Genomic DNA, 23,889 nt, shown 5'->3' with positions numbered 1-23,889 from the left:
ACTAAACGTTATGATTATACTTACCTGAAAAGCAATTCTCTTTTTCACCTTTAATAGCCGATGGACAAAATATATGAAATCTTGGCCCTATCCTAAAATTGTCGCTCACCGTGGTGGTGGTATGCTAGCACCAGAGAATACCCTTGCAGCTATTGATGTTGGTGCTAGTTTCGGTCATACAATGATTGAATTTGATGCAAAACTATCTCAAGACAAACAAATATTTTTACTCCATGATGATACGCTTGAACGTACAAGCAATGGCCAAGGTATCGCGGGTGAGTTAGATTGGGAACAACTGTCAAAAATTGATGCAGGAAGTTGGTTTGGTCAAATATTTGCAGGTGAGCCATTACCATTACTCTCTCAGGTTGCAGCACGTTGCCAGCAATATGGAATGATGGCAAATATCGAAATAAAACCAACCGAAAATTTAGAATCAGAAACAGGAAGAGTTGTTGCACTAGCCGCACGTCAATTATGGCAAAAACAAACAGCGCCTTTACTTTCCTCTTTTTCCATTGAAGCATTAGAAGCCGCTCAGCAAGCAGCACCTGAACTACCAAGAGGATTGTTATTAGATGAATGGCGAGAAGATTGGCAAGCGCTAATAACACACCTTGATTGTCTATCAATCCATTTAAATCACGAATTACTCGATGAAAAACGCATTAAGCAACTAAAAGACTTTGGATTATATATTTTAGTATATACGGTTAACTCTCCTGTTCGTGCCTCTCAGCTTTTAGCATGGGGTGTCGATGCTATCTGTACAGACGCGATTGATATCATTACTCCCAATTTTGGCGCCTAGTTATCGAACAAATGAAAGTGAGTGAGTATGAACGCCATGTATTATTTGTTTTAATATATGGCGATCTCCAAACTAACTTTCCCATAAATTGCAATGTTTGGGTGAGTTTAATATTAATCACAATTGCCTATTGGATAATATTTATCAAAAGCAACAATGTATTTATGGCTTTTCTTTTTTAATCTTGCGTCCCGATACGCCTGTTGGGGTAACAAGTAGAGTACATAAGGAATATCATCTTCATTAGATTCACAATTATCATGTAAAATGACTCTAAAATAGGTATTACCCGTATTTTTTAACACACCTTCATTTTGCCTAAAGTCATATTTGAAATTAGGATTTTTAGGCCTTACTACTAGATAGGTTTCTAAGCTTATCGTTGGATAGAATAATGGCTGCTTTTTTTGTGCCCCAGAATTTTTTACTTCAAATGGCGTTTCACTGATAATAATTTTGTAATAACGTTCTTGGTCATCTTCTTTTCCACGATAAAATATTTTAAAAAACTCCCGTTCTCCCGGTAGTAAAATTTTCTTTAAGGGTGTAAAAATAATCTCTCCATTACTGATTTCTTCTCCAACTTCATCGTTCCCTGGTTTATCAATCTTATATGCACTAAAGCTATATAAGTTAGTTGTTTTTGTATCATTAACATATGACTTCGACAAAAACGTCTCACCTGATTCTATAGAGGAAATATCAGCATCAATGTATAGCCCATAAGCCTGCTTATAGAATAAGAGTAACGCCATAAAAAATAGGCTGCCCAATAAAGAATGACCATTGTTTTTTAGCATATCATTGACCACACTAAATTAAAGTCAGTGTATTTATTCAAACATAAGAGATAACACGATTCTCGAACAGTACTATTGAATATCTGGACCTGTCCAAATGGCTTTCACGACTACCGTTCCGCTAGCAGACACTGTTCCGAGCCAATCAATACCATCTAATGTAAAAAATGAGTTGGAATCATTCATGGGAAACGATAGATCTAAATGAGTTCTATAAAAAGAGCCTAAATCTTGATTAGGTTTATCCCATGGCGTTTCTTCCCAAAATGCATTTTTCAGTGATATTTCATTACTATCGCAATTTGCTCGATAAGAAGACTGTGAGCCATTTTCATTTTTAAATGATAAATAAGCAGAAAAAGGCACTTTGAATTTGTCATCATCCGAAGAGAAAAGGCAATATGTTCGTCCTTTTAAGGTTATCGTTGGACCATCGACTTTTGCTGTAATTGAATCCGCCTGTCTTGGGCCACTTGTCGTCACAATGTAATTAAATTCAATAGGAGGTTCATCATTTCCAACCTTTCCTGTTTTAGACTGCTTCGGGTTAAAATCTGTTGGTATAATGCTAATTCCATAATCTCTAGGTTTAATAATTAGCATATTGGAAGGTGTAAATTCATAATAGCCTGATTCAGGTACCGCAGTATTTGTAAATGAAAAGGTAAAAAACTCTTGGCTATTAGTAAAATCAATACCTCTAGATATTAGTAATTTCAAAAAAGTGTTCGATAAAAAAATAGATACATGCTTATTACTATTTTGAAAATAATAGTTTGCTTGATATGTTGTATTATAATTATACCACCGATTTGTCCCATCATCAGGGCCTATCAGAATACTGTTTGCGGCTGGTGTAAACGGTATTAGTGTTGAATTTATTTTTAAACTCAGACGAATATTATTAAATATATCGCCTTTTGTTTCATGATCTATAACTTGGCAAATAATCCCATTTTGATTACCAATAATACCTATACGGCAAAATTGAGAACCAAGACCAATGCTTGGGTTACCATTACTATCAATAAAAATTTCTTGTAACGCCCCCGTTGACGTTAATTTGATATGACCTGATTTCGTAATATTAAATTCATGAGAAGCAATAATGTTCCCCCCAACACTTCGACAAGACTCCCCCTTACTTGGATCGTAATCTGTCGTGGTCATACAAGCTCGATAACTGTATGTCTCTGCTGAACCAACAGGTAATGTGAGAAAATATTGATATGCAGAATCACTGAATATGCCTCGAGCATAATTGGACTGGCCATTCGTATTACTCTGTACGATTTTATACGCGCCATCTTTACCAAGATACTGAGCTGGCCAATACCCGCTATTATCATTGCAATAACCCCGCATACATCGGTTTCCCGTAAAAGGTCTATCTATTTGCGAGTTTTCTAACCAAATATCAATATTACGATTCGCGACAATTCCAGTATTCACATATCCCATATAGCCTAAACTTCGCTGTGAATCACCAGAATATCGAGTATATTTATTCGATCCCGAGAAACGCGGGTCTGTTGTTCTTGGGGTAATAAAAAATTCATTGTCAACGTTGTTTTCTATAAAAACATAGCTATTAGACACATTCGCCCCAATAGCAGTCACACTTGTTAAACCATTTAATATGGAGCAAATGAAAAATATAAAAAGTATATTTTTATTCATTTAAAATTCTCACTATCTTTTTGCAAGAGATGATTGAGGTTCGCAGGTGACATCACCAACCCACAAAGCACCGCGTGCACCTTCTAAATTTAAATCTGCCTCACAAATTGTTTTTTCATCATCTTGTAAGAGAGAAATGACAGGATAACGAACATCGACATCCATTGAAAATTCACCGTTCTTATCGGTTCTTGTTCTACCAATATGATTACGAATTGAAGCATATTTAATAAATTCACCGTCAGGTGATTTGAGTCGACCAAAGACGGTGACGAGTTGCCTAACTTCGGGTTGATAGAAAGCGATATTACCCGGGTATAATGTCACAGACTTATTTCTTCCTGAAATAATGTCAAAACTATCTTTAGATTTCCCATCATTCATTAATTGAATCTCATAATCTGAATATGGCGATAGTGGAATAAACGTATTTTTCCCACTAATTGGATAATTTTGACCGTTAACTTTTGCAACCATACTGCCATTACCCGTGATCGCTGAATTTATAATGATCCCTGATTTACCTTGTTGACCACTAGGCATGATCGTGCCATCACTATAAGCAATAGAACCTCTAGACGTTAAATTACCATTTAGCCTATCACCATCAGGACGATTAACTGTGATCGTTCCTGAGTTATATTTCATATCGTAAGAAGCATAAGCTAATGTAGAAAAATCAGACTCGCCATTATTCTTGTCACGGACTAACTTCGAAACAGAAAGCCCTGCATTTGTAATTGGTGAATCTTCAAAGTTCTTATTCGCATAAATATTAGCTTTGATATTACCATTGGTCGATGAAACCCCCGTGCTTAACCAAGTCGATAGAGGCAATGAGAAATCGAGATTAATGTATTTTTCGTTTGTACTGCTTTGGTTATCATAATGATAACGTTGAACGCCAGCTCTTAATCCAACCGTACCATAACGACCAGAAAATAATGTATTGCCATATTCATAGTTAATTGAATCGCTGCCTACACGACGGTCTTTGGTATTACTGATAGTAAAAGTCCCTGCTCGATCAATAATTTTGTCAAAATTGAAAGTACCACCATAGGAATAGCTATCCGCGTCATAAAGGGGTAAATCGCCTTTAATAACTGTTTTTTCTCTTGATGCCCACAGAGAACCGTATCCTTCAGGTATCGTCAGAGAAACAGTTCCAATATTTCTATGGCTACCATGATTTTCCATCATGCCTTGCCATGAAAGAGAGATGTATTCATTTAAAGCCACATTGATACTGGTTTCATTAACAAAAAATTTGTCAAAACCATAATTAGACATCGTTAAGCTTAAACCGGACAGTACCGGAAAACTTCTAGCAATAGAGATACCTAATAAATAACTCTTTTCTGGTGATTGGCTATGGGAATTTTCATTCCTGACATAATATTTTTTATCAAAATCAACATAGCCGCCGTATAATTCCCAGTTTGTTTTATCGAAATTTCGTCCTATCGCTCCGAATGACTTATTAATCGTTTGGTTCTGTGTCGTTACCACTTTGCCATCTACAACCGTTTCAATGGTGACATCATAAATACCATAAGGTAATACACTCGTATCAACCTCATAGTTACCCATCGGGAAATTTTGGATATTTAATAACTTGCCCTGCCGATAAATTCGAACCTCACCAGGACTATTTAAAAACGCATATATCGGTGTTAGCGATTGCTGTTTATTTGCCACAACACTTGATGAGTGATTACCAATTGATGCCGCATAAATTTTACTACTACTTAGCGTTGTTAAACTGGCAATAGACTGTAAATTCCATGTACTCATCAGACCTAATGCAAAGCGAAGACCATTAAAATCACGCTCATACATAGCCCGATAAAGCTCAACGTTAGAATTTGACTTGCCAATACTATAAGCTGAAGCATTAATATTTATATGATGCTCGGCAGCGGCAAATAACGTATCTAAATTGAAATAGCTACTGGATGAGTTTTTTGCGTTCTTTACATGGCTTTGGAAAACCCCCAAATCATAATTGACAACAGCTGAAAACCTATTTACTGACGAATCACCAAGTGAAAATCGTCTAACGCGTTCTTTAGGGGAGAATGCTGCTTTATCTACATCTAGAGATAAGTTAAATGAAGATATATTCAATTTCAAAGTCGCATTACTATCAATAGAAATATCACTGTTTTCGTCAAAAAACACATTATTCTTCTTTTCTAATGTTTCGATAAGTAAGCTATTTAATTGTGGTCCTTGTGTTGAATCAATAAGATGAATACTTGCTAATTTTATTTTATCATGTTCAATAACAATAACTGCATCGGCAATTTTATCTTCGCTTTGATTGCTACTAGCCGCATCGTTTAATCGTAAGAATACTGGCACAGACATGCCTTCCTCTAAGGCCATAACAAATGCAGGAGGAATAATATACCCGCCAATTTTAATGCTTTTTATGTCATTAGCATTAATAGAATTGGAAAAAATAATACTCATTATTGATATAGCAAGAACACTCTTACGCATGATTAAAGCCTATTATTCATTATTTGACAACAATGAACTCTCCTTTGTGCCAAATACCTACACTAGATTTCTTATTTGTGAGATCGACAAATTGTAATTTCACCGCTAAATTAGGCATCAAGTAATAACGCTCTCGACATATCCCATCCACACCACTTTTTTGTTTTGATGCTAAACAAGGACCAGATGCAACAACTCGAAACGTACTATTTCCTGTATTAGAAATCTGTGAGTTTGCATATTTATAATTGAATTTTTCTATTCTAGGCGATACGACAAGTATGGTACTAATTGTTGCTGAAGTCGTCGCCGATGCAGATTTCGCGCTTTTTGTTGCCGCGCTTTCTCCAATAGGATCGTCTTTCCAATTTAAGCGATAATAACGTTCTTTATCGTCTTTTGGCCCTTGATAAATAATTTTAAATACATCTTTAGCATTTCCTGGCAAAATTAAATTGGCAGGTGTTGATAATATTTCATTAGGATCAGTTACTGATACTACTTTTCCATTATCTAAAGGCGAATCTATTTTTTCGATAGTTAAATTCACTAATCTTGCTGTATTAACTGTATTTTCGACTTCTTTGGCTAATGTATCTTGGCTTGAGTCAATAATTTCAGTAATATTACCGACATTAACAGCCAAACTATTTTTCAATGGTAATAATGATAATAATATTGCGGCTACAGTTGTTTTCTTTATCATAATAAATAATTTAAAAAGAAAGACGATAAAGATACTATATCCTTATATTATCTTTATCGTGTCAGTTAATTAATAGACTAAGCGAATCAACAATTATGCTTCTGGAGCCGGCTCAACAGGAGAAAAATCACCATCCCACGTAGCAGTAAATTGAACTTTTACATCGCCATCCCAAGTACCATCAGTGAGTGAATTAAAGTCAGCTGCTGCACCTTCTGATTCAGCACCCGCGATAACGAATGTAAATTCACCACGGTCAGTTGCACGCTCAGAGCCATTGAAAATACCATCAGCAGCTAAGTTATCTAATCCAGATGTCAGATTTTTTGAAGTATCAATCAATACTGTGTCTGTTGTTTTACTGAGGTCTTCACCATTCCATTTAACACCAACAGTGAGTTTAGAATCATCCGTCGTTCTTGCTAATGTATTAGCAACAATCTTTGATGCTAATTTAAAATCTGTTGCGCCTGCTTGCCCTTGAATAGCAATGTCGAATGCACCATTTTGTTGGTTAAAGCTTTTTTGACCTTCAGCATAATTAAAGGTTAGGCTTTTTAATGGAGTTACAACTAACATGCTCGTTGTATCTTTAATCGCTGTTGCTTGCCAAGTTGCAGTTGCTTGAGCAGTACGAGTCTCAGCATTCGCCACTGTGGCAAAAGAAGCTGCAATTAATGATGAAAGCACGATTGACGTCACTTTTTTATTAAACATATTATTCTCTCTATTTTTATCTATTACACAAAAAAATTAATTGCATAGCATAAAGAATACTGTCATCAGGATTCTTTATTAAATACAATAAAAAACCATGATAATCATTCTATTTACTAAACGATTAATGGATCAAAACACATAGGATATAAAAATAAGCATCTACCCTAAGGTCATTATTAAAAAATATATGATATGAAAAACCTAATAGTTATAATCAGTTCCAAATTTTATTGGAGACATTATTTAAGATATGATAGTAAACCCTATCTTTTTTTATCGCATCTTTAATTCTTTCGTTATCATGCTCATCCATTACTGCATTAAACAAATCTTTCCATGTTTTATTTAATGCCAGCAGTATGCCATCTACCATTTCAAAAGTAAGTTTTGTCTGGCCGGTTTCATAACGAGAAACTTGCTGTTGACTAACATTTAACATTGTAGCTAGCTGGTAACCCGAATAGTTTTTTTCTTTCCTTATTCTTCTTATATACGCCCCGATTTTTTTATTTATTTCATCTGCCAGATAATCCATAAACCTTACCCTATATAAGAATAAATATGATTTTTGAAATACTTTAATGGATAAATCAAATTCACGCTCAAAATTTATTGTGGGGAGATAGTAAAACTAACATGTAAATTTGTATAATCGATTTCGATAATCAAAACCCATAAATAGAAAGTGGAAAGCTATTAAAATAAGTATTCTTAACAAAGACAGAAGACAAAAAAGCAAAAAAATCAACATTAACAAGAAGATATATGTATAACCTTTTTAAAAATAAGGTTTTATATTTACATTTAGACATAAACAACAATATTCAAACAGAAAAATTACTCCGATAATGATTAATTTGTTCAAAAATAAACCTAGTAATTATCTATTTGCTCAGTAAAAGTACTCTTTATAGGTGTTATTACTCATATTCAAACATTTTTTTAGGATTTTTCTGACCATAACCTATGTACAACGGAAAGCGCGTTAAGTTTTCCCGCGATCCCCTACAACAATATATTAGCCATAATTCATGGCTAATACTTGCTTACTAAAAAGATAGAGCACGGAAAGTCCAATAGAGCAGATGAGCATTCAGGAAGAACAGAGACTGATTGGCTTAATTTTTATAAATAAGGTTTGAAAAGCGTGACATGTGCAAAGGAAAGATAAGATAAAAATGTTTGAATGGCGAAATACTCGCTTCCTTTTAATAATACAATGGTGGCATAAATCAAAATTAGTTTATAGCCGTTACATTTGAGCTATGTGTTTATCATTTCTTTTGATTAGTTAAGATTACTTTATGTTTGCTTTTTATAAGAAAGGTTTAGCTTGATGTGCATCAAAGAGAAATGAGATTAGATTAACTGTTCTATAAAAAATTTCAGCTCATCCATTATGTAACGAATAAGAAACCACTCTTACTTTGTTGTAATGAATGAGCTGTTGGGTAATGTGAAATTCAACAGTATTTATACATCTCACGTAAATAACGTATTTTAATCCATGTGATTATGCACTCTAGATTAAAATTAATGCCCGATAGAATCCGATAAATTATCGCCATAATGCGGTACTGAAAACTGCATTCAAAGTATTACCCATTTAAGAAGACAAGCAAAGATAAAATTAGTTAATGATATAACGTTATGACCAATAGTATTTCGGTGTTTTATTAAGAACCTTCAGATATATATTATTCTCTTCTATCGTTTTTTCAGTCACAATCTGATTGTTAACGTTAACAGTTTTAGCTATAAAATCAGCCCAATCACCGTTTAACTCTATCATTAATTGATTAATCAACGTGATATTATAATTCACTTTACCCGTTTCATAACGAGAAAGTTGCTGCTGGCTCAAACCAAGCTTTTTCGCTAATTGATAGCCAGTCATTCCATTTTTTTTCCTCAAATTTTTAAAATATAACGAAACAATACTATTTAGTTCTCTATTATCCATTGATATATCCTTTATATTTTTAACACACTTTAAATTATACATCTAACCCGCAATATTTAAAGTCTTTTTCACAAGCGAGCACAATGAGATAAAACAATGAAAATATATTAATATTCAATTAGATAAAAAATAACGCACTGCAAATGTTAACGTTAACTTAAGAATATATATAAAAGACACAACTTATTACAAATTAGATATAACAACACATGCTAGGTAAATAAAAACATTCCAATGACCTAGCATATGTTGACGACTTGATATATTAACTGGGCTATTAGCTATTACTCACATTAAGCTTTAATGCCGCGGCAATTGCGATGGGAGAAAGGGTGACACTCGCGGCTAACAAAGCAGCCAAAATAGCTAAATAGCTATTTAGTGGCATATTAAAACTATAAGCTTCCATTGTTCCGGTTGCATAAATAAGCACGGGAATATATAAAGGCAACACAAGTAAACTGACAAGCACCCCGCCCTTTTTCAGAGATACCGTTAAGGCGGCACCGATCGCCCCAATAAAACTCAAAATAGGCGTACCAAGTAATAAGGTTCCTGCGAGTACTAATAGCGTGCTCGCATCAAAAGAGAGCATCAATGCAGCAATAGGTGATAATAAAATTAAGGGAACCCCCGTTACACACCAGTGTGCAATCACTTTCGCGAGTACCGTTATAAAAAGTGGATGGGGGGCTAACAATAGTTGCTCTAATGAACCATCCAAATAGTCATCCTTAAATAGACGCTCAAGTGAAAGTAATGAGGAAAGGATGGCTGCGACCCAAAAGATCCCTACGGCAATACGTGAAAGTAACTGAGGCTCAGGCCCAATACTTAAAGGAAATAATGTAATCACAATAAGGAAAAACCATAGAGGGTTCACTAATTCCGAAAAACTTCTAAACGCTATTTTTAGCTCTCTTCTGAAGACTAACCAAAACATTATTCATACCCGCCTGTCAGTTTTAACGTTCCAAAGTGTCCCGACATCGCTTGATGGGAAGTGAATAGAATTATTCCCCCCTGCTCTGCATGTTGATGAAAGCGTTCCGTTAAGCGTTTTACTCCCGCCACATCAATCGCTGTAAAAGGTTCATCTAATACCCATAAAGGGGATTCACTTAGCCATAGTCTTGCTAAATTAACTCGACGCTGTTGCCCAGCAGATAATTGACCGACAGGAATATCTTCATAGCCTATCAGAGACACTTCTTCTAAAGCAGACCATAACCCCTCTCCCGCTGCATGTTTATGATGCATTTGATAGTAAAACTGAAGGTTTTCATAAGGAGTGAGTAATGATTTGACGGCGGGTTTATGCCCTAAATAGAGTAATTGACGAGTAAAATCTTCTTTTAACTGATGAATAGATTGCTTTTCCCATAAGATGTCACCTTCATCGGGCTTTAAAAGTCCAGCTATCATGCGTAATAACGTCGTTTTTCCTGCGCCATTCGGTCCTTCGACTTGGAGAATTTGCCCTGGTTGCACAGTAAAATTAAGCTGCTGAAAAAGCACTCTATCTTGCCGCTGACAACTGATTTTCTCGGCAGTTAGCATAGTATATTGTTCCTGTTAGTTGCTCGGTGCTATTGGCTTTTCACCACTTTATTTAACAGAATATCACTAATACTTTCATTCGATATTGTTTCACCGCAAAGCACCTTCATCAAAACTTCTCCCCCGAGTGAAGATAATGAAAACAGCATATCGGGGTTAAGTAGACGAATTTTATCCATATTGCTTTCTTGGTTAACCAATACAATGGTTTTTACCCCTTCCTTCGCTAGCTGTTTCACACCTAATAAAGCGAAAGTACTCAAAGCATCACTATCCGTCATGATTAAAACGTATTTAGCCTGTTTAACATTGGATTCAGCTAATAGCTCAGTGCTTGTCGGATCCCCCGTCACAATATTATCCTTCTCAGGATAGTGTGTTCGATGGCTCTCTTGACAAATAACCGCAACAGGCAGTTCTCGGCTTTTGAGTCCTTGATAAACACTTACCGCCATCGGTGTACTACCGATAACAACATAATGATTTTTCATATAAGAAAACCTCTTACGAACAATTTCCTTTGTTCCCTTAGCGAGTAACCCAACCACATAAACCACTGATGTTGTAAAAATGGTAATACCAAGAATAATAACAGTGACCGTAAATACCCGAGCATCTGTTGAAACAGGAACAATATCGCCAAAACCAACCGTCGTCATACAGACTAAAGCAAAATAAAATGCGGTCGATCCATCTTTAACCACAGGCAAAAATTCATCACCAATATAAAGCGTGCCAAAAATAGAATAGAGCAACAAAGCGATAATACAGGTTATTGCGACAAAGCCTGCACTCGTTAAGCTGTGATGATGATAGCGTTTCCAAAATACACTAAGAGCGATAAATAGCGCTAATGAGAAGTAGCCTTGATGCACATTTTCCGTTGCAATTTTTAAATCAACAAATGAAATAATGGCTAATAGCAACAGTGAGAAAACCCAGGCTATTCGCGCGCCGTTGATCATAAAAAATGATAAAAAGACTAAAGATATTCCTAATAGAAAGCGGGGAATATCCAACAATTTCATAAAGCCGAGAGATTTAAGCCACTCAGTGAAGCCATTGGTTCGCCAATCAATATAGTATGTATAGGCACCTAACACAGGCTTAATGATCATATACCCATCAACAATGATGAGTATTGATATGACTAATCGAATAAATAAGGATGATTTCAGAAAAACAATAAATGCGTTATCTGACATTTTTCCTTCACCCTCTGATCACCTAGAATTACATAAACTCCTATATATCACATGTTGGTCAATGATGTTAGTTTGAATGGCGTGCTTCATTTAACTTTTAGCTCAATCTATTCATTTTTATTCTTCCTTGTACCCGCACCTATCCCCCTCTTAAACGAAACCATCAATCAACACCCCGTTAAACATAAGCGTAATCGATGAAGTTATTCTTTTTTTGATGATGTTTTTTTGATGATTAATGACCAAACATCAACCAAATCTAAATCAATTATTAGCTAATTATTTTATTGAACTTAAATTCGAAGATAATATCTAAAAAACGATTTTTGACATTTCTTCTCAATCGCCCAGCATAACGAGTATAAGAGTTCAATTAAATATGGTTAATTCTACGCACACGAAAAAATTTAGTTGGTCAGCCTTGTTCTGGCTGCTTATTTATTTTTGGTACTTCTCCTCTTTATTGCAAATTTATGTTGTTATCACCGGACAAAGCAATACCATCGGATTAAGAGATTCTTTACTGTACAGTACGCTTTGGTTAGTGCCCGCCCTGTTCTTTCCACAACGCATCAAATTAGTTGCTGGTCTTATCGGTATTATTCTTTGGCTTTCATCTGTCGTCGCACTGGCGTATTTTGTTGTATATGGACATCAAATATCGCAAAGCGTGATGTTCGTTATGTTTGAAACAAATACCAACGAAGCCGGTGAATTTTTACAACAGTACATTAGCTTTAAAGTTATTGCCGCTATTCTTCTCTACACTCTTGTGGCTATTTTCTTATGGACGAGACTTAAACCAGTCTCAATGCCTGTACCGGCGAGATTATTAGTTTCGTTATTGGTGCTGACAGTCTTATTTGCAATTCCTTATTATAACAAAGGAATTAAGCAAGATAGGCCAATCGCAAATGTGATGTCTTATGTCAATAGCAAACTTGCTTATGCTGCACCTTGGCAGTTTGTTAGTGGTTATTTCCTATATAAAAACCAATTAGCCAATATGGAAGAGCTGATTCGTGATAATAGCAAAATCCCACCATTGGAAAACTTCATCGATGCTAACGGAAATACCCCAAGAACGTTTGTTCTCGTTATTGGCGAATCAACAAGCCGTGATAGGATGAGTTTATATGGCTACCCACGCCAAACAACCCCAGAGCTAGAACAATTAAAACAACATTATCCAGATAATTTATCTGTCTTTACAGATGTTGTGAGTTCTCGCCCTTATACTATTGAAGCTCTACAACAAATTTTGACCTTTGCTTCTCAGACTGAACCTGAACTGTTTAATTCACGCCCTTCAATCATAAATATGATGAAACAAGCAGGGTTTAAAACATTCTGGATTACTAACCAGCAAACGATGACTGAGCGAAATACGTTACTAACCGCCTTTTCTCGCCAAACCGATAAGCAATATTATTTGAATAACGATATGGCTCAAAGCTCACGTATTTATGATGAAGTGGTGCTAGCGCCATTTAAAGAAGCGCTGGCAGATCCCGCAGAAAAGAAATTTATCGTTGTTCACTTGCTCGGCACTCATATGCGTTATGAATTCCGTTACCCTGAAGATAAAGCGGTATTTAAAGATAGAGATAATCTAGTTCCTAGTAACCTAAAAGAGAATGAGGTTGCTGATTACAATGCTTATGATAATGCACAGCATTATAATGACTACATTGTTTCATCTTTAATTAAGGATTTCGACTCATCAAAAGAAAATGGGTTTTTAGTCTTTTTCTCTGATCATGGTGAAGATGTATTTGATACACCGCCTCATGAAACTTTAGGGCGCAGTGAAGGTAAGCCAACTCGTGTTATCTATAATGTACCTTTCCTAGTATGGCAATCACCAGAATGGTTACAAAATCATCAATTTAATTTAAACGATAAAACCGATAGGCCTTATAGTACTATGGATTTTATTTATTCATGGTCTGATCTTGCTGGTTTTAACTATCAGGGTTATATACCGCAAAGAAGTCTATTTAGTCATGAGTTTGTACCACAGCCACGCTACATTGGCGATCCAGAGCAAAAGTCATCTTTAATGTTGTATGATGATTTGAAAAAATAGCCGTACACAACATGAAGAGCCATAAGGCTCTTCATGTTTATGTTTGCGTTTCTTCTGATTACTTTATTTTTCCATCTTGTAAGATGAATTTCACTTCCCCTTGTCAAAATTCAGCAAGAAATACCGATTCTGGATGTTCAATTCCCCGCTTAGCCATTTGCTGGGCTAACCAATCTTCATCTTTCTCTACTGACTTCAATTCATTGATTCTGGCAATACCGTCTTTCATAACAATAACAGATGGCATATTGGTAGGATCACAAATGACGGTTAACTGCCCATCCGGTTCAATCTGTACATAATAGATTTCTTGAAATGAGTGCACACCTTGTGCATGAATTTTTGATGATATATTCAAGATATCAATTTTATTTCCCTTTTCTAATATATTTTCCATGATGAAATTTCCCTTGCTAATAATGGGAATCGGATTACCTATAGTCACATTACGAATAAAGTTAAATTTTTTGGTTAAATAATTTAGCCCTGAAATAAATGAAACGCCGATAAGCAGTATAATAATATACTGATACAGTGGGATCGTATCGCTATAAATCACACCGCCGATGATCCCACCTAAAACAAAGTTCCCAATAAAATCGATCGGTGTCATTTGAGAGAGTTGGGTTTTCCCCGACAAATTCATATGAGTAAGAACAATAGCAAAACCAATCATAAACTTAACAATAACAAGCATATAGTAATAACTCATATAATACTTCCTTTAGCATTCCTATGGTTGTCTTAATTTTCGTTTAATAAAAAGATAACTCTCTAACTGCCGATTAATACTAGAGTTCAATTATAGCTAAATCACCAATCGCATTTCTAATATTAAGAAAAATATTGATATGAGACATTAAAGCTTTCACTTTATTTTTCGTTATAATTTTTCTTTTAATTCTTTAATTTAAACATTCAGAACCAACTGATTTTTAATTTTTAAAAATATGAGTTATATTTATATCATGCTACTTATAGTCAGTCCGTATCCACTCACACATGCTAAAGGAAATGTTTATGAAAAAGAAAATGCTTGGCTCTCTTATTCTAGCAGGTATTATCACTATGGCAGCGGGTTGTGATGATTCATCAAAAAAAGACCAAACGATGAAGCAAGCTGAAGAAAAAGTAGAGCAGATAAAAGAGTCAGGTGAACAGAAAGCCGCTGAAATCAAAGAAAAGGCAACAGAAAAAGCCGATGAACTTGAAAAACAAGCGTCAGAAAAAGCGAATGAGCTGTCCGACAAAGCGAAAGAACTAAAAGAGTCAGGTGAACAAAAAGCCGCTGACCTCAAAGATAGCGCTACACAGAAAGCCGATGAACTTGAAAAACAAGCGACAGAAAAAGCAAATGAATTGTCAGATAAGACCAAAGAGCTAAAAGAAGCTGCCGACAAAAAAGCAGATGAACTCACTGAGTCAACAAAAGACAAAATTTCAGAAACAAATGATAAAATCACCGAAAAAAGTCAACAACTGAAAACCGATGCAATTAATAAAGCCGATGAGCTAGCCACTGATGCTAAAAGTAAGACTGAAGAGTTAAAATCAGAAAATAAGTAATCATCTACTCATTGACTCTATTTCCTCAAAGCAGGCCTCCATCGGCCTGCTTTTTATGTGCTCTAGTCTTGTAATATAGAGAGCACAAAAATCGTATGTATTCTATCTCCATACCGCTATAACGCTTCAAATCTCGATAATATAAACGACTCATTTAGCAATAGAGGACAATATGCAAGTAAAATATAGCGTTGGCTATGCCTATCCCGAACTTGTCAATCATGCGTTTCAGCTACGCCAACAGGTGTTTACTCATGAACAAGGTTTCCCAGCTGACATTGATGTTGATGAATGTGATGACAACGCGCTACACGTCGTACTCTATATAGACCATACTCCCGTTGCAGTGCTGCGCTGTATTTTACTCCCCCATAAGGTCATCAAAGTAGGTAGAGTCGCTGTTCTCAAGCAACATAGAGGTAAAGGCCTTGGTCGTAAGCTCATGACGTTTGTTGAGCAATATGCCAAAGAGCACCAGTTCCAATCTATTGAGTTATCCGCACAGCACACTGCGATCGCTTTTTATGAGGCCTTAGGCTACCACACTCAGGGAGATAGCTATGATGAGGACGGAATGGCACATATCTATATGGTTTTATCATTAACATAGCTTCTACTCCCTTGAATTTTCTATTTTCGCCTCTATGATTAGTTGAAGTGATGCTTTTTTGTACGAGGCGATTATGGCTAATGGTTGGGCTAATGAAAATGCGGTTCAAGAACAAATCGACGCAACACTGAATGACGCTATTACTAAGGCACGAAATCAACTTCATACAGGGGAAAGCGCTAAGTTTTGCCTAGAATGCGGGGAACCTATCCCTATTGCACGTCGTCAGGCTCTTCCTGGCGTTCAATTGTGTATAACCTGCCAAAATATATTCGATAATAAAACTGCAACGTTTAGCGGATATAATCGTCGAGGGAGTAAAGATAGCCAGCTACGTTAAAAACGTTTGCTCCCTATTCCCTATAAAGGGTCGCAATATTCGCTCATCTTGCTGTTTTTTGCATATTATCGGATGAACAACGTTAACTTAATTAACGTTTCTGAGGGTTTTATCTAACTTTTTGTTAAATAGTCAAAAACATAACAATGATTACAGTTAATAATGTGATTTATAAGACTATATTTGTCATGAAAAATAGCACTATTTTCTGTTTATTTGAAATTAATCTTGGCATATGGCAGTATATCTGCCTGTTTTTTTGCAAATGGGGTATTAACTGTCAAAAAATATCGATAGCAAACTCAGTCAACTATCTGTCATTTCGCTATCTCTATAAACTGTTTCATTATTGTTCTTTCTATCGTTTCCCAATTGGGACCCTTTCGTAATTTCATTGGTTCATTAAGAAGGACAGCTCACCGCATACTCAGCTCATTTATTGGTATGCCAAAAATAAAATCAAAGAAGGTCGTTATGAGTCAAAATAGTACTGATTCGAAAAAATTTCGCTCAAAAATTAGTCCTCCCGTGTTTTATACCTCTGCTTTCGTTATTTTGGTGATTGTCGGCTTTGCTGCCCTCATGCCTGAAATAGCAGAATCTCATCTAAGTCATCTTCAACAAAACCTCTTCAATAATGCTAGCTGGTTCTATATTTTAGCCGTAGCTATCGTTCTTTTGAGTGTGACTTATCTGGGACTCTCTCGTTATGGACAGATAAAACTGGGACCTGATCATGCGCAGCCCAATTTTAGCTATGTTTCATGGTTTGCTATGCTTTTTTCTGCGGGGATGGGGATTGGATTGATGTTCTTTGGCGTTGCAGAACCTGTAATGCACTATCTCAATCCGCCTGTTGGTGACCCTCAAACCGTCGAAGCCGCAAAAGAAGCCATGCGCTTGACCTTCTTCCACTGGGGTCTACATGCATGGGCAATCTATGCCATTGTTGCGCTGATCTTAGCCTTTTTTAGTTACCGCCATGGGCTACCGCTAACATTACGCTCTGCGTTATATCCAATTATCGGTGAGCGTATCTATGGACCGATCGGCCATTTTGTTGATATTTTTGCTGTCGTGGGGACCGTTTTCGGCGTCGCAACATCACTAGGATTTGGTGTGTTGCAGGTTAATGCGGGTATGAATCATTTGTTTGGTTTACCTGTTAATCCGACAGTACAAGTTGTTTTAATTGTTCTTTTTACTGGTCTTGCAACACTTTCAGTAGTCTCTGGTCTTGATAAAGGGATCCGTATTCTCTCTGAATTAAACTTAGGTTTAGCCTTTATATTGATGCTACTGGTACTCTCTCTGGGACCAACGGTTTTATTACTTAAATCATTTGTAGAAAATACAGGTGGCTATCTATCCGAAATTGTAAATAAAACCTTTAATTTATATGCCTATGAACCTAAATCGAGCGATTGGCTTGGTGGCTGGACATTACTTTATTGGGGATGGTGGTTATCTTGGTCTCCATTTGTTGGGATGTTTATTGCTCGAATTTCACGTGGACGTACTATCCGTGAATTCGTCACCGGCGTCTTATTCGTTCCTGCTGGTTTTACATTGATGTGGATGACATTCTTTGGTAACTCTGCGATCAATCTAATCAAAAACCAAGATGCGGTTAAATTAGCAGAAACCGTACAGTCGGATGTATCCCTCGCACTATTTGAGTTTTTAACTTACTTCCCATTCTCTACCGTATTATCATTTTTTGCCATGCTGATGGTCATTGTGTTTTTCGTCACATCCGCAGACTCAGGTGCAATGGTTGTCGATACTTTAGCGTCAGGTGGGGATTCAAATACACCGGTTTGGCAGAGGATCTTCTGGGCTGGGTTAATGGGCGTCGTGGCCATTACGTTATTACTCGCAGGTGGTTTACAAGCCTTACAAACCTTAACCATTGCAAGTGCCTTGCCTTTCGCGATGGTACTTTTAGTGGCAATCTATGGTCTATTCAAAGCATTACGTGTTGATGCTTATAAGCGTGATAGCCAGCAACTTGCGACAATCGCACCAACCGCAAGCCGTAACCCTATTCCATGGCAACGCCGTTTGCGTAATATCGCTTATTTCCCAAAACGTAATCAGGTTAAACGTTTCCTTGGTGAGGTCGTTCATCCTTCAATGGAGATGGTTTCTGAAGAGCTTGCGAAACAGAATACAACTTGTCATATCTATGATGATAAAGATGACAGAATTGGCTTTGAAGTTGATTTAGGCGAAGACATGAATTTCCTATATGAAGTTCGCTTGCGCTACTATGTCCAACCTTCTTTTGCGCTTTCTGGCATGGGAACAGATAGTGATGATGAGAAAAGCGAAGAGCAAAAATATTACCGCGCTGAAGTTCACCTTAAAGAAGGTGGGCAGGATTATGATGTGATGGGCTGGACCAAAGAACAGGTTATTCATGATATTCTCGACCAGTACGAAAAACACATTCACTTCTTGCATTTATTAGGTAAATAATCGCTACGTGCGTTAGATAACTAAAAATAGCCCCTTAATCGAGCATAACTTGATTAAGGGGCTAGTGATTTTTACACGCTACCATAAGTAGAGCGACACGACGATTTTAGGCACTCTCTTTTTTATCAGCCATATTACTGTAATCAGGGCTTTCTAAAGCAATTAATTCATCTAACAGGGCCGTTAATTGCTGCATTTTTTCATGAGAAAATGCCTGCTCAATTTTTTGATAACCTTCTTCCACTTCTTGCCGTGCTTTGTCATATAGCGTCTGACCACCAGGCGTCAGAGAAACATAGAGTTTGCGCTGATCATTGAGTGGTTTTAAGCGAAAAATTAAGCCTTCTCGCTCCATACGAGTCAAAATACCCGTCAAACTAGGACGCAGAATGCAGGTTTTAACTGATAACTCATGGAAATCGATAGAGCGTTTATCAGCAAGTACTCGGATAATACGCCATTGCTGTTCAGTCAAATTATATGACTTTAAAATAGGTCGAAAGAACCCCATCGCGGTCTCTCTTGCCTGTAATAATGCAATTGTCAATGATTCATGCATAAGTCTAAAACTCACCACTCTAAAATGTTTATTTAATACCAATAGGTTGGTATTGGACTAGATATTGCGCCTTAACACCGCAAATTTTTTCAGTGATAGCCTATTCTATCTACTTAGAACCAAGGTTAGCACGGTAAAATAACAATCACAAAGAAAAACCCTAAAATATTAATGAGTAAATAATCCACCTTACTCACAAAAAGTTAATAAAAAGTTACAATAAAAAATCAAAAAAAATATCAAAACCCTGAATATTAAAGGGTTACATGAAAAAAATCCGAATATGTTAAAGAGATCACAATTAAAATTAACAATTCAGTTCACCTATTGCCAATTCCAAATTAATACATTATTAATATATTAACAATCATTCAAAATCTTTGTTTTTCTAATAAGGAGTTGTCAATGAAAGGCACCGTTTTTGCCGTTGCCCTCAATCATCAAAGCCAAGTGGAACACTGGCATGAGGCATTCGGGCAAGCCCCTTATAAAACCCCACCAAAAACACCGGTGTGGTTTATAAAACCGCGTAATACTCGAATTAACTCAGGGGATAATATTTTACATCCTGCGGGTGAAGTGGTGCAAAGTGGTGCAACACTGGCACTCATTATTGGTAAAAATGCACGTAAAGTCAGTCAATCTGAAGCCAAAAATTATATTGCAGGCTTTGCGCTAGCGAACGAAGTTAGTCTCCCAGAGGAGTCATTTTATCGCCCAGCTATCAAAGCAAAATGCTGTGATAGTTTCTGCCCTATTGGGGAAATGATTCAAACCGCTTTAGCAGCACCAATAGACATCATCACGCTTATCAATGGTAAAGAAGCCGATCGTTGGTCAACCAAAGATCTCGTTCGCGATGCCAGTGAATTAGTTGCCGCACTCAGCGAATTTGCAACTTTAAAAGAAGGTGATGTGATTCTGATGGGAACCCCTCATCAACGTATCACTATCCAACCAGGTGATGAAGTTACTGTTCAAGCAGAGGGCTTTCCAAGCTTACGCAATAAAGTTGTCGCGGCGGGAGGACAATAATGAAGCATGCTAAAATCCGTTATCAAGGTACTGAGTATTCAGTCACTGTTGGCGATAATGAAGAGATCACATTACCCAATGGCCAAGTCATTGCAGGTGATGACGCACATGTTGAATGGCTACCACCGGTCAGAGGAACACTGTTCGCCCTTGGCCTGAATTATGCTGACCATGCGACTGAATTAGACTTTAAGCCACCTGAAGAACCACTCATTTTTATCAAAGCAGACAATACGTTAACAGGTCACCGTCAAGTCTCAGTTCGCCCTGATAATGTCGAATACATGCACTACGAATCAGAACTCGTTGTCGTGATTGGCAAAGCGGCACATAAGGTATCGCAAGAAGACGCGATGGATTATGTTGCAGGCTATACCGTGTGTAACGACTATGCGATCCGTGACTATTTAGAAAACTACTACCGTCCAAATCTTCGCGTCAAGAGTCGTGACACTTTAACGCCAATTGGACCATGGGTTATCGACAAAGATCAGATTAAAGATCCGCACAATCTTGCGCTTTATACCTATGTTAATGGAGAACTGCGTCAAAAAGGGACGACGGCTGATCTCATTTTCAATATTCCATTTTTAATTTCCTACCTAAGTGATTTTATGACACTGCAACCGGGTGACATGATAGCAACAGGAACGCCAAAAGGACTTTCCGATGTTGTGCCTGGTGATGAAGTGATCGTTGAAGTTGAGGGTGTAGGCCGGCTGATTAATTATATTGTCAGCGAGAAAGAATATGAGGAACGTTGTAATGACTAAGATTAATCATTGGATTAATGGCAAAAATGTTGCCAGCAAAGACTATTTCGAAACCACCAACCCAGCAACAGGTGAAGTACTAGCAGAAGTTGCTTCAGGTGGACAAGATGAAATCAATCAAGCCGTTGCTGCCGCCAAAGAAGCATTCCCTAAATGGGCTAATACGCCGATGAAAGAGCGCGCTCGCTTAATGCGCCGCTTAGGTGAATTAATCGATCAAAACGTACCTGAAATTGCAGAAATGGAAACACAGGATACAGGTCTACCAATTCATCAGACTAAGAACGTATTGATCCCACGAGCTTCACATAACTTTGAATTTTTTGCTGAAGTTTGCCAACAGATGAACGGTCGCACCTATCCTGTTGACGATAAAATGATGAACTACACGCTGATTCAACCTGTCGGTGTATGTGCATTAATTTCACCATGGAACGTGCCATTTATGACGGCCACATGGAAAACCGCACCTTGCTTAGCTTTAGGGAATACCGCCGTTCTGAAAATGTCGGAGCTATCACCTTTATCTGCAAACCGTTTGGGTGAATTAGCACTAGAAGCGGGTATTCCTGCTGGCGTACTTAACGTGGTACAAGGCTATGGCAGCACTGCCGGTGATGCGTTGGTCAAACACCATGATGTTCGTGCTGTTTCCTTCACTGGTGGCACAGCGACAGGCCGTTTAATTATGCAAAATGCGGGTCTGAAAAAATACTCCATGGAACTGGGTGGTAAATCTCCTGTTCTCGTATTTGAAGATGCTGATATCGAACGTGCACTCGATGCTGCCCTATTTACCATTTTCTCAATTAATGGTGAACGCTGTACTGCTGGCTCACGTATCTTTATCCAAGAAAGTATCTATCCAGAATTTGTTAAACGTTTTGCAGAGCGCGCTAACCGCCTTATCGTTGGTGACCCTACCGATCCCAAAACTCAAGTGGGTGCACTGATCAGCGAACAGCATTGGAACAAGGTTTCTGGCTATATCCGTCTTGGCGTGGAAGAAGGTGCAACCTTATTAGCAGGAGGCCCTGATAAGCCAACCGATCTACCTGCTCATCTGAAAAATGGGAATTTCTTACGACCTACTGTATTGGCCGATGTCGATAACCGTATGCGTGTTGCTCAAGAAGAAATATTTGGCCCTGTCGCTTGCTTAATTCCATTCAAGTCAGAAGAAGACGGTTTACGCATGGCTAATGATGTTGAGTATGGCTTAGCCTCTTATATTTGGACACAAGATGTCAGCAAGATCTTACGTTTATCTCGCAGCATTGAAGCCGGTATGGTGTTTGTTAATACCCAAAACGTACGTGACCTGCGTCAACCATTTGGTGGCGTTAAAGCCTCAGGTGTAGGCCGTGAAGGCGGTGAATATAGCTTTGAAGTTTTTGCAGAAATGAAGAACGTTTGTATTTCCTTCGGGGATCATAATATTCCTCGTTGGGGTGTTTAATTCATTGAGATAATTAAATTATTGGTAATTCAATAATAAATATTTAATTTAACTTGTGCCCTAAATAGTTCGAGCTGTAGTTATGCAAATTCATTTTTTTGCTACAGCTCGAAATACGACGGGGGAGGTAAAAACTTATGGGTAAATTAGCACTTGCGGCAAAAATAACACATGTTCCATCCATGTACTTGTCAGAATTACCCGGCAAACACCACGGCTGCCGTCAATCCGCTATTGATGGTCACAAAGAAATCAGCCGTCGTTGCCGCGAACTTGGTGTTGATACTATTATTGTTTTTGATACTCACTGGTTAGTAAACAGCGCTTACCATATTAACTGTGCTGATCACTTTAAAGGGATTTACACCAGTAATGAGCTCCCTCATTTCATTCGCGATATGGAATATGAGTACGATGGTAACTCAGAGCTCGGACGTATGATCGGTGAAGAGGCGCGTAAATTAGGTGTTCGTGCTCAATCACATGAAATTCCAAGCTTAACATTGGAATATGCAACGTTAGTTCCTATGCGTTATATGAATAGCGATCGTCATTTTAAAGTGATCTCTATTTCTGCCTTTTGTACCTCCCATAGTTTTGAATCCAGCCGTAAGTTAGGTGAAGCGGTACTCACTGCCATCGAAAAATATGATGGTACTGTTGCAGTATTTGCGAGTGGTTCACTATCCCATCGTTTTATTGATGACCATCGTGCAGAAGAAGGCATGAATAATTATACCCGTGAATTTGATGAGCAGATGGATAAGCGCGTTGTCAAATTATGGCGTGAAGGCCGTTTTGAAGAGTTCTGCAAAATGTTGCCTGAATATGCCGACTACTGTTATGGCGAAGGCCATATGCACGATACCGTAATGCTATTGGGCATGCTGGGCTGGGATAAATACGCTGAAAAAGTGGAAGTGTTAACTGATTTGTTTGCTAGTTCAGGAACTGGGCAAATCAATGCCATATTCCCTCTGCCAAGTTATATCACTGATAAACAAGAAGCGAATGCGTAAGG

The 23,889-nt window shown here is 37.4% G+C and carries 22 protein-coding genes; 10 read left to right on the top strand and 12 right to left on the bottom strand.

The features are described from left to right. Positions 1-73: 73 nt before the first annotated feature. Entirely contained in the window at positions 74-814 is a 741-nt protein-coding gene (ugpQ, locus tag G3341_RS04005) for a glycerophosphodiester phosphodiesterase (protein ID WP_154623297.1), read from the top strand. Between the two features lie 113 nt (positions 815-927). Here the strand turns inward: ugpQ and G3341_RS04000 are convergent, their stop codons facing one another. The 10 genes from G3341_RS04000 to G3341_RS03955 form a co-directional block, all read right to left on the bottom strand. Next, entirely contained in the window at positions 928-1,614 is a 687-nt protein-coding gene (locus G3341_RS04000; RefSeq protein WP_195848161.1) for a fimbrial protein, read from the bottom strand. A gap of 72 nt (positions 1,615-1,686) precedes the next feature. Beyond that, positions 1,687-3,294, bottom strand: a complete 1,608-nt coding sequence (locus G3341_RS03995) for a fimbrial protein (RefSeq protein ID WP_230085829.1) — start codon at positions 3,292-3,294, stop codon at positions 1,687-1,689. A gap of 12 nt (positions 3,295-3,306) precedes the next feature. After that, positions 3,307-5,802 carry a TcfC E-set like domain-containing protein gene (locus G3341_RS03990; RefSeq protein ID WP_163860743.1) on the bottom strand — a complete coding sequence of 832 codons (2,496 nt, stop codon included), beginning with the start codon at positions 5,800-5,802 and terminating at the stop codon, positions 3,307-3,309. A gap of 19 nt (positions 5,803-5,821) precedes the next feature. Next, positions 5,822-6,508 carry a hypothetical protein gene (locus tag G3341_RS03985; protein WP_208852756.1) on the bottom strand — a complete coding sequence of 229 codons (687 nt, stop codon included), beginning with the start codon at positions 6,506-6,508 and terminating at the stop codon, positions 5,822-5,824. Positions 6,509-6,601: 93 nt separating this feature from the next. Continuing rightward, positions 6,602-7,225: a common pilus major fimbrillin subunit EcpA gene (ecpA, locus tag G3341_RS03980; protein ID WP_154623300.1), complete on the bottom strand. Its 624-nt coding sequence runs from the start codon at positions 7,223-7,225 to the stop codon at positions 6,602-6,604. Between the two features lie 217 nt (positions 7,226-7,442). Beyond that, entirely contained in the window at positions 7,443-7,763 is a 321-nt protein-coding gene (locus G3341_RS03975; protein ID WP_154635647.1) for a helix-turn-helix domain-containing protein, read from the bottom strand. Positions 7,764-8,876: 1,113 nt separating this feature from the next. Beyond that, complete coding sequence (locus G3341_RS20840) at positions 8,877-9,191, bottom strand: helix-turn-helix domain-containing protein (RefSeq protein ID WP_154635646.1); 315 nt, start codon at positions 9,189-9,191, stop codon at positions 8,877-8,879. 277 nt (positions 9,192-9,468) lie between these two features. Beyond that, complete coding sequence (ccmB, locus tag G3341_RS03965; RefSeq protein ID WP_154621793.1) at positions 9,469-10,134, bottom strand: heme exporter protein CcmB; 666 nt, start codon at positions 10,132-10,134, stop codon at positions 9,469-9,471. Then, positions 10,134-10,751, bottom strand: coding sequence for a cytochrome c biogenesis heme-transporting ATPase CcmA (gene ccmA / locus G3341_RS03960; protein WP_154621792.1), 618 nt, complete (start codon positions 10,749-10,751; stop codon positions 10,134-10,136). The genes ccmB and ccmA overlap by 1 nt, the downstream gene beginning before the upstream one ends. Positions 10,752-10,780: 29 nt before the next feature. Then, entirely contained in the window at positions 10,781-11,956 is a 1,176-nt protein-coding gene (locus G3341_RS03955; RefSeq protein WP_154621791.1) for an ion channel, read from the bottom strand. Positions 11,957-12,335: 379 nt separating this feature from the next. Here G3341_RS03955 and cptA point away from each other — a divergent pair, with 379 nt between their 5' ends. Further along, positions 12,336-14,045, top strand: coding sequence for a phosphoethanolamine transferase CptA (gene cptA / locus G3341_RS03950; RefSeq protein ID WP_154621790.1), 1,710 nt, complete (start codon positions 12,336-12,338; stop codon positions 14,043-14,045). Positions 14,046-14,148: 103 nt separating this feature from the next. On the opposite strand, the gene G3341_RS03945 is transcribed toward cptA, so the two are convergent. Beyond that, the gene (locus tag G3341_RS03945) at positions 14,149-14,757 is read right to left on the bottom strand and encodes a DUF421 domain-containing protein (protein ID WP_163860742.1); all 609 of its coding nucleotides are present in this window, start codon (positions 14,755-14,757) and stop codon (positions 14,149-14,151) included. 308 nt (positions 14,758-15,065) lie between these two features. Between G3341_RS03945 and G3341_RS03940 the strand changes: the two genes are divergently transcribed. The 4 genes from G3341_RS03940 to G3341_RS03925 all read left to right on the top strand — a co-directional run bounded on the left by G3341_RS03940 (position 15,066) and on the right by G3341_RS03925 (position 19,042). Continuing rightward, positions 15,066-15,611 carry a hypothetical protein gene (locus G3341_RS03940; protein WP_163860741.1) on the top strand — a complete coding sequence of 182 codons (546 nt, stop codon included), beginning with the start codon at positions 15,066-15,068 and terminating at the stop codon, positions 15,609-15,611. Between the two features lie 172 nt (positions 15,612-15,783). Then, entirely contained in the window at positions 15,784-16,221 is a 438-nt protein-coding gene (locus G3341_RS03935; RefSeq protein WP_163860740.1) for a GNAT family N-acetyltransferase, read from the top strand. A 73-nt stretch (positions 16,222-16,294) separates the two neighbouring features. Next, on the top strand, positions 16,295-16,561 hold the full coding sequence (locus tag G3341_RS03930; RefSeq protein WP_154623328.1) for a DksA/TraR family C4-type zinc finger protein: 267 nt from the start codon (positions 16,295-16,297) through the stop codon (positions 16,559-16,561). A gap of 474 nt (positions 16,562-17,035) precedes the next feature. After that, entirely contained in the window at positions 17,036-19,042 is a 2,007-nt protein-coding gene (locus G3341_RS03925) for a BCCT family transporter (RefSeq protein WP_154623327.1), read from the top strand. A 106-nt stretch (positions 19,043-19,148) separates the two neighbouring features. Here the strand turns inward: G3341_RS03925 and hpaR are convergent, their stop codons facing one another. Continuing rightward, on the bottom strand, positions 19,149-19,601 hold the full coding sequence (gene hpaR / locus G3341_RS03920; protein WP_154623326.1) for a homoprotocatechuate degradation operon regulator HpaR: 453 nt from the start codon (positions 19,599-19,601) through the stop codon (positions 19,149-19,151). Positions 19,602-20,006: 405 nt separating this feature from the next. Between hpaR and G3341_RS03915 the strand changes: the two genes are divergently transcribed. The 4 genes from G3341_RS03915 (at position 20,007) to hpaD (ending at position 23,887) form a co-directional block, all read left to right on the top strand. Further along, a complete protein-coding gene (locus tag G3341_RS03915) occupies positions 20,007-20,636 on the top strand; it encodes a fumarylacetoacetate hydrolase family protein (RefSeq protein ID WP_154623391.1) in 630 nt (209 codons plus the stop codon). After that, entirely contained in the window at positions 20,636-21,409 is a 774-nt protein-coding gene (locus G3341_RS03910; protein ID WP_154623390.1) for a fumarylacetoacetate hydrolase family protein, read from the top strand. Before G3341_RS03915 ends, G3341_RS03910 begins: the two co-directional genes overlap by 1 nt. Further along, positions 21,402-22,868, top strand: coding sequence for a 5-carboxymethyl-2-hydroxymuconate semialdehyde dehydrogenase (hpaE, locus tag G3341_RS03905; protein WP_154623389.1), 1,467 nt, complete (start codon positions 21,402-21,404; stop codon positions 22,866-22,868). Before G3341_RS03910 ends, hpaE begins: the two co-directional genes overlap by 8 nt. A 137-nt stretch (positions 22,869-23,005) precedes the next feature. Next, positions 23,006-23,887: a 3,4-dihydroxyphenylacetate 2,3-dioxygenase gene (gene hpaD / locus G3341_RS03900; RefSeq protein ID WP_154623388.1), complete on the top strand. Its 882-nt coding sequence runs from the start codon at positions 23,006-23,008 to the stop codon at positions 23,885-23,887. The last annotated feature ends 2 nt before the right edge of the window (positions 23,888-23,889 follow it).

Source organism: Providencia vermicola (assembly GCF_010748935.1).
GTDB classification, from domain to species: Bacteria; Pseudomonadota; Gammaproteobacteria; order Enterobacterales; family Enterobacteriaceae; genus Providencia; species Providencia zhejiangensis.
The sequence above is the reverse complement of the archived record's forward strand: the minus strand, read 5'-3'. Positions and strand labels throughout refer to the sequence as shown.